Annotated in this window: 11 protein-coding genes; 5 read left to right on the top strand and 6 right to left on the bottom strand. The window is 66.0% G+C overall.

Features of this window, described 5'->3' with window-relative positions; all coding sequences use genetic code 11:
* Positions 1-86: 86 nt before the first annotated feature.
* The 3 genes from J2R76_RS02975 to J2R76_RS02965 all read left to right on the top strand — a co-directional run bounded on the left by J2R76_RS02975 (position 87) and on the right by J2R76_RS02965 (position 4,281).
* Positions 87-1,238, top strand: a complete 1,152-nt coding sequence (locus J2R76_RS02975) for a DJ-1/PfpI family protein (protein ID WP_076831647.1) — start codon at positions 87-89, stop codon at positions 1,236-1,238.
* Between the two features lie 106 nt (positions 1,239-1,344).
* On the top strand, positions 1,345-3,702 hold the full coding sequence (locus J2R76_RS02970; protein ID WP_076831649.1) for an Orn/Lys/Arg decarboxylase N-terminal domain-containing protein: 2,358 nt from the start codon (positions 1,345-1,347) through the stop codon (positions 3,700-3,702).
* Positions 3,703-3,720: 18 nt separating this feature from the next.
* Positions 3,721-4,281 carry a GNAT family N-acetyltransferase gene (locus tag J2R76_RS02965; RefSeq protein WP_076831652.1) on the top strand — a complete coding sequence of 187 codons (561 nt, stop codon included), beginning with the start codon at positions 3,721-3,723 and terminating at the stop codon, positions 4,279-4,281.
* 343 nt (positions 4,282-4,624) lie between these two features.
* On the opposite strand, the gene J2R76_RS02960 is transcribed toward J2R76_RS02965, so the two are convergent.
* Positions 4,625-4,846 carry a dodecin gene (locus J2R76_RS02960; RefSeq protein WP_026192947.1) on the bottom strand — a complete coding sequence of 74 codons (222 nt, stop codon included), beginning with the start codon at positions 4,844-4,846 and terminating at the stop codon, positions 4,625-4,627.
* A gap of 245 nt (positions 4,847-5,091) precedes the next feature.
* Between J2R76_RS02960 and J2R76_RS02955 the strand changes: the two genes are divergently transcribed.
* A complete protein-coding gene (locus J2R76_RS02955) occupies positions 5,092-5,673 on the top strand; it encodes an HdeD family acid-resistance protein (RefSeq protein ID WP_057017581.1) in 582 nt (193 codons plus the stop codon).
* A 132-nt stretch (positions 5,674-5,805) separates the two neighbouring features.
* Here J2R76_RS02955 and J2R76_RS02950 read toward each other — a convergent pair whose 3' ends face one another.
* Together J2R76_RS02950 and J2R76_RS02945 are read right to left on the bottom strand one after the other, a co-directional pair.
* Complete coding sequence (locus J2R76_RS02950; RefSeq protein ID WP_210262721.1) at positions 5,806-6,192, bottom strand: hypothetical protein; 387 nt, start codon at positions 6,190-6,192, stop codon at positions 5,806-5,808.
* Between the two features lie 258 nt (positions 6,193-6,450).
* Positions 6,451-7,191 (bottom strand): DUF4239 domain-containing protein, encoded by a 741-nt coding sequence (locus J2R76_RS02945; RefSeq protein WP_076831658.1) that lies wholly within the window; start codon positions 7,189-7,191, stop codon positions 6,451-6,453.
* A gap of 159 nt (positions 7,192-7,350) precedes the next feature.
* Between J2R76_RS02945 and J2R76_RS02940 the strand changes: the two genes are divergently transcribed.
* Positions 7,351-8,295 (top strand): ornithine cyclodeaminase family protein, encoded by a 945-nt coding sequence (locus J2R76_RS02940; RefSeq protein WP_076831661.1) that lies wholly within the window; start codon positions 7,351-7,353, stop codon positions 8,293-8,295.
* 119 nt (positions 8,296-8,414) lie between these two features.
* Here the strand turns inward: J2R76_RS02940 and coaA are convergent, their stop codons facing one another.
* From coaA to J2R76_RS02925, 3 genes are all read right to left on the bottom strand, one after another.
* Positions 8,415-9,347, bottom strand: a complete 933-nt coding sequence (coaA, locus tag J2R76_RS02935) for a type I pantothenate kinase (RefSeq protein WP_076831663.1) — start codon at positions 9,345-9,347, stop codon at positions 8,415-8,417.
* Between the two features lie 225 nt (positions 9,348-9,572).
* Positions 9,573-11,831: a xanthine dehydrogenase family protein molybdopterin-binding subunit gene (locus J2R76_RS02930; RefSeq protein WP_076831666.1), complete on the bottom strand. Its 2,259-nt coding sequence runs from the start codon at positions 11,829-11,831 to the stop codon at positions 9,573-9,575.
* Positions 11,828-12,310 carry a (2Fe-2S)-binding protein gene (locus tag J2R76_RS02925; RefSeq protein ID WP_057017586.1) on the bottom strand — a complete coding sequence of 161 codons (483 nt, stop codon included), beginning with the start codon at positions 12,308-12,310 and terminating at the stop codon, positions 11,828-11,830. Before J2R76_RS02925 ends, J2R76_RS02930 begins: the two co-directional genes overlap by 4 nt.

The raw sequence follows: 12,310 nt of genomic DNA, 5'->3' as shown, positions 1-12,310 counted from the left end.
GCGGGAATTTCGCCGTTTTGGTCGACGTGACCAGCGAGTAGCTTGCGTGCCGGGCGACGCACGCGGATATTCTGAGATCGATCATCATGACCTGGCGGCTTCTCGCGTGGAGCGGCATCGCCGTTGCCGCGCTGGTTCCAATCATCGGCGGCATCTGGCTCTTCACCCTGCCCGCCGCATCGGCGTTCCGCGTTCCGCCGCCGATCGCGACGCAAGAGCACGACGCGATGCTCGCGGCGCTGAAGCCGCCGAAGCGGTCGCGCCCGCTGATCGCGATACCCGGCATCAACGACATGACCGAGACCACCGACTATCTGATGCCCTACGGCATCCTCAAGCGCGCCGATGTTGCCGATGTCGTCACGCTGGCGACGGGACCCGGTCCAGTCGCGCTGTTCCCGGTGCTGAAGGTCGAGCCTGATGCGACCATCGCCGCATTCGATGCCGCACATGGCGACGGCGCCGACTACGTTATCGTGCCGGCGATGAGCCGCGACGACGATCCGGCGGTCATGCAATGGGTCCGGCAGCAGGCGGAGAAAGGCGCCGTGATCGTCGCCGTCTGCGCCGGCGCCAAGGTGCTCGCCTCGACCGGCCTGCTCGACGGCAGGCGCGCCACCACGCACTGGTTTTACCTGAAGAACTGGCGCAGCAAACATCCTGAGATCCGCTATGTCGCCGACCGCCGCATCGTGGTCGACCACGGCGTCGCGACGACGACCGGGATTTCGGCCTCGATGCCGATGTCGCTGACCCTGATCGAGGCGATCGCCGGCCGTACCAGGGCTGAGGCCGTCGCGCGCGAGATCGGCCTGCCCGGCTGGGACGCGCGGCATGACAGCAACGCCTTCAAGTTCACGCGTCCCTTCGCGCTGACCGCCATCCGGAACACGCTGGCGTTCTGGAACCGGGAACAGCTCGGCCTCGCGCTTGCCCCCGGCGTCGACGAGGTCTCGCTGGCGCTGGTCGCCGACAGCTGGTCGCGCACCTACCGCTCGCATGCCGTGACCTTCGCCGCGACCGACGACGTCGTCACGACCCGCAACGGCCTGCGCGTCTATCCGCAAGTCGTGGCGCCGGATTGGTCCGCAGATCGTCTGCTGCCCGCGGTCGGCACCGCGCCGCCCGCGCAGGCGCTCGACCGGGCGCTTGCCGGGATCGAGACACGCTATGGCCGTGATACGGCCGATTTCGTCGCCGCGCAGCTCGAATATCCACGGGCTGACGCCGTGCAGTGAGGGATTGCGTCCCCAACAACGTATTCGATCCCCCATCCGCCCCATTGTCATCTGCCTGTCATGAATTGTGCCGACACGTCAGCGCCGGACCAGTTCGGGGACACGCATGGACTATTTCAAACGCTTCAACTTCCTGTTCGCTGCGCCGGTGTTCGAGGCCGACGACCTCGAGGGCATCCGCTTCAACCAGATCATCGCCGAGATCGAGCGCTCCGGCTTCGAGGTGGTTCGCGCCCGCAAGCTGGAGGATGCCGAGATCGCGGTGCAGACCGACGCCGCGATCGGCTGCATGGTGGTCGATTGGGGCAAGAAGGGACTTGAGGGCAAGACCGCGGCGCTGATCAACCTGATGCGCCGGCGCGGCCTCGACTTCCCGATCATCCTGTTGATCCGGCGCAAGCGGTTCGAGGACCTGCCGGTCGAGGTGCTCGATTTCATCGACGGCTACGTGTTCCTGTCCGAGGAAACCCCGCCCTTCATCGCCAAGAACCTGATCTCCAGGCTGAAGCAATATGCCGAGAATTTGAAGACGCCGTTCTTCGGCGCCCTGGTCGACTATGCCGAGGAAGGCAACCAGCTCTGGACCTGCCCGGGCCACAATGGCGGCGTGTTCTACAGCCGCAGCCCAATCGGACGGGTGTTCGTCGAACACCTTGGCGAAGCGGTGTTCCGCGACGACCTCGACAATTCCGTGCTCGACCTCGGCGACCTCCTCACCCACGAAGGGCCGGCGCTGCGGGCGCAGAAGGAGGCGGCCCGGATCTTCGGCGCTGAAAAGACGTATTTCGTGCTCAACGGCACCTCGACCTCCAACAAGGTCGCGCTCGGCTCGCTGGTCACCGACGGCGACCTCGTGCTGTTCGACCGCAACAACCACAAGGCCGCGCATCACGGCGCGCTTTTGATCGGCGGCGGCATCCCGGTCTACGTGCCGACGGTGCGCAACGCCTGGGGCCTGATCGGGCCGATGCGCTGGGACCTGCTCGACGAGGGCACGCTGCGCGACCACATCCGCAAGCACCCGCTGGTCAAGGACGAGAACGCCTGGAAGAAGGAGCGTCCGTTCCGGGTCGCCGTGGTCGAGCAGTGTACCTATGACGGCACCATCCACTCGGCCGAGATGATCCTCAAGCGGATCGGCCATCTCTGCGACTACATCCTGTTCGACGAGGCCTGGGCCGGCTTCATGAAATTCCACCCGATCTATGCCGGCCGCTTCGCCATGGGACTGTCCGATCTCGGCCCCGAGGCGCCCGGCATCATTGCGACCCAATCGACCCACAAGCAGCTCGCGAGCTTCTCGCAGGCCTCGCAGATCCACATCCGCGACCGCCACATCAAGGGCCAGAAGCGCCGGGTCGAGCATCGCCGCTTCAACGAAAGCTTCATGCAGCACGCCTCGACGTCGCCGTTCTACCCGCTGTTCGCCTCGCTCGATGTCGGCGCGCAGATGATGAAGGGCCGCTCCGGCGAAGTCTTGTGGGACGACACGATCCGGCTCGGCATCGAGCTGCGCAAGAAGATCCGCGCCGTGAAGCGCGAGTTCGAGGAGAAGGAGACGCGCCCCGAGCGGCGCTGGTTCTTCGAGCCGTTCGTGCCGGATCGCGTGAAGATCCCCGACGTCGCGCGCGAGAACGGCGTGCACAATGTCGCCTGGGAGACGATCTCGACCGATCAGCTCGCGACCAATCCGTCCTACTGGCAGCTCAGTCCCGGCGAGACCTGGCACGGCTTTCCCGAGCTGACCGCGGGCTTCGCGATGACCGACCCGAACAAGCTCACATTGCTGACGCCGGGCTTCGATCACGCCACCGGCGCCTATGCCGATCACGGCATCCCCGCGCCGGTGGTGGCGCAATATCTGCGCGAGAACCAGATCGTCGCCGAGAAGAACGACCTCAACTCGCTGCTGTTCCTGCTGACGCCCGGCGTCGAGGCCAGCAAGGCCGGCACACTGGTGTCGGGGCTCGTCGCCTTCAAGAAGCTGCACGACGACAACGCGCTGATCGAGGACGTCATCCCCGAATTCTTCCGCCGTCGCCCGCAACGCTACACCGGGGTGCGGCTGCGCGACCTCTGCGGCGACATGCACCGCTTCTTCCGCGACGGCGGCGTCAGCACGCTGCAGGCCAGGCAATTCCTGCCCGAGCACCTGCCCGAGATCGCGATGTCGCCGCGCCAGGCCGCACAATATCTCATCCGCAACGATGTCGACTATCTGCCGATCGACCAGATCTTCGGCCGCGTCGCCGCGACGCCGTTCGTGGTCTACCCGCCCGGCATCGCCACCATCGTGCCCGGCGAGCGGCTGTCGGAACGCAGCAAGCCAATGATCGATTACCTGAAGATGTTCGAGGCGAGCTTCAATGCGTTCCCGGGCTTCGAGGTCGAGGTCCAGGGCATCTACAAGGAGATCGACGACTCCGGCCGTGTCCGCTTCTACACCTATGTCGTGTCCGAATAGGCGAACGGACGCAACACAATGGAGAATGATCACAAGATCACCGTCCGTCCTTCCCGCGACAGCGACGTCGACGCCATGCTGTCGATCTACCGCCAACATATCCGCCGCGGCGTCGAGGAAAGCGTCGACGACAGCGGCACGCCGGAGCCCGACGATCTGCGCGACCGCCGCAAGAATCTGCGCAACACCCGCCTGCCCCACCTCGTCGCAATCTGTGACGGCGAGGTGGTTGGCTATGCCTATGTCGTGCTGTTCCGCAAGCGTCCGGCCTACCGCTACACGGTGAAGCATTCGATCTATGTGCATCACCGCTTCACCGGCCAGCGCGTCGGCGGCCGGCTGCTGCAGGAGCTGATCGACACCTGCGCCGCCGCCGGCTTCCGCCAGATGATCGGCTACATCGACAGCGACAACGCCGCCTCGCTCGCGCTGCACGACCGCTTCGGCTTCGCCCGCGTCGGGCATTTGCCCGGTGTCGCCTATCGGTATGGCCGCTGGTCCGACACCGTGATGGTGCAGCGCTCCCTCGCCGCCGGCGCCACCGCCCCACCGCCCCCCGCGCCGCTGTCGCGACGGTGATGGGCACGACACTTTCCATTCGTCGTCCCGGCGAAGGCCGGGACCCATAACCACAGGATTGGATTGGCAAGGAAGGCTGTGGCCCCAGCGTCGCGCAATAATCACCTTCGGTGGTTATGGGTCCCGGCCCCCCGTGCGCTATTGCGCACTAGGCCGGGACGACAGCGAATGTGTTGCGCGGCCGGTGAGTCATGCACCGGCATTCTCGCGGCCTCTGCAGCGCGAGTTTTGCATTTCGTTTCGCCGCTCTGATGACAGAGGGCGCAGGGAAAGCCGGATGCCGATCGCACCCATGGGTCCCGAGTAATCCTGCAGGCTGCAAGGCGCAAGCGACCTGAACGCCCTACTCCAGCGTAAAGCCGACCCGCAGCGCCACCTGATAGTGCCGGATCTTGCCGTCCTCGATATGGCCCCGCGTCTGCACCACCTCGAACCACTTCATTTCCCGGATCGTCTTTGACGCGCGGCTCACGGCGTTCTCGATCGCCGCCTCGATGCTCTTGTCCGATGATCCGACCAGTTCCAGGATTTTGTAGACGTGATCCTTGTCGTGCGTGGCGGGCATGTCGACCTCCTCTGTGGATGCGCGATCCGGACCGCTTGCGCTGCGGTTCGGACAGTCCATCGTCCGATGCGGGCCGGCCATCGTCAAAACCGACGAATGCTGCGCGGCAACACGCCGGACGAATTGAATAAACGTGTCGCGGCGCCTTTGGTGCCAGCATGCATTTCGTGCCAGCTGCGCACCCGCCCTTGTCCGGGCCTTGACCTATGGTAGCATGGTTTCATCAAGTATTCGGGAGCGATACGATGTCCACTGCGTCCAGCTCACCCGCCACACCTCCTCACAGCCTCGGATCCGGGCTTTCCAACCTCCGCGCCAAGTGGGGCTGGATCGTCGCCCTCGGGGTGATCTACCTGATCGCCGGCGTGCTCGCCTTCGGCAGCGTCTTCTTCGCCACCGTCGTCAGCGTGCTGTTCGTCGGCGCCATGATGATCGTCGCCGGCGTCGCCGAGATCATCAACGCGTTCCAGTTCAAGACCTGGGGCAAATTCCTGTTCTGGCTGCTGCTCGGCGCGCTCTATGTCGTGGCGGGCTTCATCACCTTCGAGAACCCGCTGCTCGCCGCGGCGACGCTGACGCTGTTCCTCGGCATCGCGCTGGTGGTGTCGGGCATCGTCCGCATCTTCCTCGCGTTCGGCATGAACTCGGAAGCGCCGTGGGGAATGGTCGCGATCTCCGGCCTGATCACGCTGGTGCTCGGCGCCATGATCCTGGCGCGCTGGCCGGTCTCGAGCCTCTACGTGCTCGGCATCTTCCTCAGCGTCGACCTGATCTGCGCCGGCGTGAGCTGGATCAGCATGGGCATGGCGCTGAAGCGCAGGGCGTGAGGCGCGATCGTCGCCTCAGGCACGATCGACGGGTGGGTTAGCCTCAAACTAACCCGCCGCATGTTTCGCGTGCGGAGAGATGGCGGGTTGCGCTGGCGCTAACCCGCCTACGCTCAATCCGCCTGCAAGCCCTCAGGGCTGCGCGAGATGCCAGGCGCCGTTCAGGAAACCGTCGCCGGTGATGTCGCCGGCCTTCTGGTCCTTGGCGAAGGTATAGAGCGGCTTGCCCTTGTAGGCCCACTGCTTGGAGCCATCGTCACGCGAGATGATGGTGTAGCCGCCTTCAGCCTTGTCGCTGGCGTCAGCCTTCAAGACCGGCCAATTCGTCGCGCACGGGCCGTTGCAGGCCGACTTGCCTTCGGAATCCTTGTCGAAGGTGTAGAGCGTCATGCCCTTGGCGTCGGTGAGGACCGAGCCCTTCGCGGTGGTTCCGGTCTTGGTCGGCGGCGCGGCAAAGGCCGCCGAGGCGAACGCAAGCGACACGGCGGTGGCGAGCGCGAGCGAGATCGATGTCTTCATGATGTCTCCTGTTCGAATGCAAATGGCTTGCATGCGTAAGGACGCCGAAGGGCGCGCACTATTCCGCTGACGGCGCGCGAAGAATTTTCGGGATGGCGATCAATGCGAGGGGAATAAAGCCGCAGGCGCGTGCCGATACCGTCCCGTAGCCCGCATGAGCGGAGCGACATGCGGGAGCCGCCCGGATATCGCGGAGCCTGTCATCGGGCGCGCGTTCGCGCGACCCGTTGGCTCATCCGGGCTACAACACCGAATGTGCTACCGCCTGATCTCCTCCGCCGCGCGCACCAGCGGGCGGTCGGAGAGCTGGATCGGGCCGGAGAACGGCGTACTCATTTCAAGGATCAGATAGATCGCGGCCGAGATCAGCGCCGCGGCGGCGACGGTGGTCGAAATCACCACCGCGTTGCGCGGCGCGCGAAAGCCGAGGGTGGCGAACATCAGCGTCAGCCACCCGACCAGGATGCAGATCAGCGGCGACGGAAACGAGCCGTCGGACTGCTCGACAAAGGTCCAGCGCTGCTGCACCGCCTGCCGATAGACCGAGCGCGCGTCGTTCCACAGCGCCACCTTCTGCTCGTCGTCGAACCGCAGCTCGCGGAGGCTGGTGCCGACCTCGTCGAGCAGGCGCTCCGACACGGCGCTTGCCCTGGAGATCGGAACATCCTTGAGCACCTGCTCGACATAGGCGAGCAGCCGCTTGCGCGGCTCCTCGGCGCTCGGCCCGAGCGGCCGCAGGCTGCGATCGAGCAGGATGAGGTCGGTGGCGAAGACGTGCAGATTGCGATCGACCGCCACATAGGTGTTGGCGGCACTGTTCATCATCAGGCCAAGCAACAGCGACGGCATGGTGACGAACAGCGTCGCGACCAGGCGTACCGAGGTGTTGGTCTCGTCGCTGCGGTGATGATCGGCGAGCCGGGCATGGATCGCCATGGTCGCAAGCGCGGCGCCGCCGAGCAGGATGAAGATCAGGACGGCGACGATGAATGCAACCACGGCTTGCGAAAACCTGCGAGAGAATCAGGTCCGCAGGATAGCAAGGGACGCCCGGCGGTGCATGTCCGGTTGACTAGCCGCCCCCACGCGCTATCCAGTCCGCACAGATTTGGGGGACATCCGGCGAGAGCGCGAGGGGCGCTCCAGAGGAGATACCACGTGCATATCGTCGACGACAGCGAGGTCAACCGCGTCCTGAGCTTTCCGGTCCTGATCGAGGCGATCGAGGCCGCGCACCGACGGCCGAAGATCGCGGTGCACGACGGCTATCTCGGCGACGACAAGGGCCAGCAGCTGGTGACGCGCAGCGCGGTCGATGCCGGCCGCTTCATGATGACCAAGCTCTACACCAGCTTTCCCGGCAACCTCGCCCACGGCAAGCTGCCGGCGGTTCAGGCGGTCTGCGTGCTGTTCGACGGCAATGACGGGCGTCCGCTCGCGGTGATGGACGCCGCCGAGATCACCCATTGGAAGACCGCCGCGGACTCCGCCCTCGGCGCAAAACACCTGGCGCGGCCGGATGCCGAGACGCTGCTGGTGGTCGGCGCCGGCGAGATGGCGCGCTGGCTGGTGCGCGGCCACCGCACCGTGCGGCCGCGGCTGAAGCGGGTGCGGGTCTGGAACCGGACAGTTGAACGCGCCCAGGAGCTCGCCGCGCTGCTGGAAGGCGACGGCATCGCGGCCGAGGCCGTCTCCGATCTCGACGCCGCGACACGCGAGGCCGACATCATCACCACCTGCACCCGCTCGCGCGAGCCGCTGGTCAAGGGCGCCAACCTTAAGCCCGGCACCCATCTCGATCTGGTCGGCGGCTTCACCCCGGAGACCCGCGAGTCCGACGACGAGGCGGCGCGGCGTTCGCGCATCTTCGTCGACCGCCGCGAATCCGCCTTCGATGGCGTCGGCGACATCCTGCAACCGATCGCGAGCGGTGCGATCGCCGAGAGCGACGTGCTCGGCGATCACTACGATCTCGCCGGCGGCAAGGTCGCCGGGCGGCTGTCGGATAGCGACATCACCTTCTTCAAGAACGCCGGCGGCGGGCATCTGGATCTGATGACCTGCGAGACGGTGCTTGCGCAGCTGGGGAAGGAGCTGCGGTAAGCGGAACTGTTCTGTAGCCCGCATGAGCCAACGGGTCGCACGAATGCGCGCCCGATGAAGGGCTCCGCAACATGCGGGATCAGCCTCCCCGGATATCGCTTCGCTCATCCGGGCTACTTCTACGTCTCGCGCAGCCAGACCTCGCCGATCGAGTGATCGGCGCGCTTGCGCAGCACGACGTCGGCCCGCGTCCGCGTCGGCAAGATGTTCTCCCTGAGATTGGCGCGATGATGCTCGCGCCACAGCCGCTCCGCGACCTCGCGCGCGTCACCCGGCGGCAGGTCCCTGTAGTGGTGGAAATAGGAGGCGGGATTCCGGAACGCTGTCGGCTGCAACCTGAGGAAGCGTTCGACATACCAGGACTGGATGTCGGCCTCATCGGCATCGAGATAGATCGAGAAGTCGAAGAAATCCGACACCACCACCGGCGCCGTGCCGCGCGCCAGCAGCACGTTGAGGCCCTCGAAGACCAGGATGTCCGGCTGCTGGATGACCTGGCGTTCCGACGGCACGATATCGCCGATCAGATGCGAATAGACCGGCAGCTCGAGCTCGCGTTCGCCCGCCTTCGCCGCTGCGAGAAATCGCAGCATGCGCGGCAGGTCGTAGCTCTCGGGAAAACCCTTGCGCCGCATCAGCCCGCGCTCTTCGAGAACGCCGTTGGCATGCAGGAAGCCGTCGGTCGTCACCAGCTCGACCCGCGGATGATCGGCCCAGCGGGCCAGCAGCGCGCACAGCACGCGGGCAAAGGTGCTCTTGCCGACGCCGACGCTGCCGGCCAATGCAACGATGTAGGGCGAACGGCGTGCCGGGCGGCCGAGAAACTCCGCCTTGACGTGCGCAAGGTTGCGCGCCGCCGCGAAATGCAGGTTCAACAAGCGCGTCAGCGGCAGATACACGTCGCTGACTTCGGCGGAATTGATCGGCTCGTTCAAGCCGCGCAACGCCGCGAGATCGGCGTCCGAGAGCGTCAGCGACGTGCTGGCGCGCAAGGCCGCCCAATCGCTGCGGCCGAAGATCATGTAGGCTGACAGCTCGTCGGGGTGGGTCATCTCAGCCGTTCACGGTGAGCCTGATGCGTCCGATCGATCTTGCCGAGGCAATGCCGGTTACGTCAATCGCCCTTTGCGGCGGCGATGGCAACGAGTAGCCCGCATGAGCGCAGCGACATGCGGGGCCGGTCTCCCCCCGGATATCCCTTCGCTCATCCGGGCTACGCGGCGACCGTAGTAGAACCGTAGGGCGGGTTTGCGTTGGCGTAACCCGCCCTACGCTCCCTACTCCGCGGCCTGCTGCGTCGGTGCGTCCAGCGCCTCCGACACCTTCGGCGGCGACATCGGCAGGCTGTAGAAGCGTTTGCCGAGCGCGTTGTGGACGGCGTTGGCGACCGCGGCCATCACAGGCACCAGCGGCACCTCGCCGACGCCCTTGACGCCCTGCGGATGCTTCGGGTTCGGCACCTCGACCAGCGCGCAGTCGAGCATCGGCAGGTCGGAGCAGACCGGCATGCGATAATCGAGGAAGCCGGGATTATCGACCTTGCCGTCCTTGTTGTAGATATACTCCTCGTTCAGCGCCCAGCCGATGCCCTGCGCGACGCCGCCCTGCAGCTGGCCCTCGACATAGCTCGGATGCACGGCGCGGCCGACATCCTGCACGGCGGTGTAGCGAACGACGCGGACGATGCCGAGATCGACATCGACCTCGACGTCGCAGATATGGGTGCCGAAGCCGCCCTCGGCGCCCTGGGTGTTGAGCTGCACGCTGGCGCCGATCGGACCGCCCTGCGACGGCGCCTTCTCGGCGAGGTCGGCGAGCGTCAGCGGTTCGAACTGGCCGGCATTCGGGCTCACCGGATGCGCGGCGCCGTTCTCCCACTTCACGGCTTCAGGGTCGATCTCCCAGACCTTCGCCGCGCGCTCGCGCAAGGTCGCGATCACCTTGTCGGCGGCCTGCGTCACCACCATCGAGGAGGCGAACAGCACGCGGCTGCCGCCGGTGAGGTTGGAGAATCCGACCGTCTGGGTGTCGCCGATGATGACGGAGACGCGCTTGTAGTCGATGCCGAGCAACTCGGCGCAGATATTGGCGATGCCGGCGCGCGAGCCGCCGATATCGGGGTGCCCTGTCGTGACGACGACGTTGCCGTCCTCGGTGATGTTGACCTGCGCGGAGGATTCACCGCCGGCATTGAACCAGAAGCCGGAGGCGACGCCCCTGCCCTGCAGCTTGCCGAGCGGCGCGGCATAATGCGGATGGTTCCTGGCGGCTTCCAGCGTCTCGATATAGCCGATGCGTGGGAACACCGGGCCGTGCGCCGCCTTGGTGCCTTCCTTCGCCGCGTTCTTCAGCCGCAGCGCCAAGGGGTCCATCTTGAGCGCCTCGGCAAGCTCGTCGAGCACGCACTCCACCGCATAAGCGCCGATCGGCGCGCCGGGCGCGCGATAGGCCGCGACCTTGGAGCGGTTGGAGCAGACGTCGAACCCCTCCGACAGCACATGCGGGATGTCATAGGGCGCGAAGCTGCACCCGACCGCACCGCGGATCGGCGAGCCCGGGAAGGCGCCGGCCTGCAGATAGAAGCTGCCATGGGCGGCGACGATGGTGCCGTCCTTCTTCGCGCCGATCTTCACCGTGCTCTTCGAGCCCGAGGTCGGCCCGGTGGCGCGCATCACCTCCTCGCGGGTCATCACCATCTTCACCGGGCGGCCGGATTTTTTGGCGAGCAGGGTGGCGAGCGGCTCGAGATAGACGATGGTCTTGCCGCCAAAACCGCCGCCGATCTCGGCGGGGATGGCGCGGATGTCGCTCTGCGGGATGCCGGTCAGCATCGAGGTCATCGCGCGCACCATGAATTGGCCCTGGCTCGACGACCAGATCGTGGTCTTGCCGTCGGCCGCAACCGAGATCAGGCAGGCATGCGGCTCGATATAGCCCTGATGCACCGGGCGTGTGGTGAAGGAACGCTCGATGATGACTTCAGCATCCTTGAAGCCCTGCGCGATGTCGCCCTTCTTGGATTCGAGGCGGCCCATGATGTTCGAGGGCTTGCCGTCGAATTTGTTGAACTCGTGCAGGATCGGCGCATCAGCCTTCAGCGCGTCGTCGATCTCGATCGCCCAGGGCAGCACCTCGTAGTCGACCTCGATCAGCTTGCAGGCCTCGGTCGCGATCGCCTCCGTGGTCGCGGCGACGGCGGCGACGGGATGGCCGGGGAACAGCGCCTTGTCGCGCGCCATCACGTTGCGGCACATCCAGCGCATGTCCTGGATGCCGAGCATGACGGCGCCCTTCTCGATCGTGAAGTCGACGATGTCGCGCGCGGTGACCACCGCCTTGACGCCGGGCAGCGCCTCGGCCTTGGCGGTGTTGATCGACCTGATGCGGGCGTGCGGATGCGGGCTGCGCAGCACCTTGCCCCAGATCATGCCGGGCATGGTGGTGTCGGCGGCAAACGCCGCGCGGCCGGTCACCTTGTCGACGCCATCGGGCCGGATGGTGCGCTGGCCGATCCATTTGTTGTTGACGACGTTCATGGGCGAGCCTCCCGCATTTCAGCCGCGGTCTCCATCACCGCGCGGACGATCTTGTCGTAACCGGTGCACCGGCAGAGATTGCCGGCGAGCCAGAAGCGGACTTCCTCTTCGGTCGGGTTTGAATTCCTGGCGAGCAGCGCCTCGGAGGCGACCAGCATGCCCGAGGTGCAGATGCCGCACTGAAGCGCGGCGTGCTCGAGGAACTTCTGCTGCAACGGATGCAGCTTCTCGCCTCTGGCCATGCCCTCGATGGTCCCGATCTCGTGGCCCTCGGCCTCGGCCGCGAGCATCAGGCAGGAGCAGACCAGGCGGCCGTCGAGCGTGATCGAGCAGGCGCCGCAATCGCCGGACGCGCAGCCCTCCTTCGAGCCGGTGAGCCCCAGTTGCCCGCGCAGCGCGTCGAGCATGGTCTCGTAGGGCTCGCACAGGAATTCGACCGGCTCGCCGTTGACTGAGGTGGTGACGTGCAGTTTCGCCAT

Source organism: Bradyrhizobium sp. USDA 4532, from assembly GCF_024171315.1.
GTDB classification, from domain to species: Bacteria; Pseudomonadota; Alphaproteobacteria; order Rhizobiales; family Xanthobacteraceae; genus Bradyrhizobium; species Bradyrhizobium australafricanum.
This window is presented reverse-complemented; position numbering and strand designations above follow the sequence as displayed.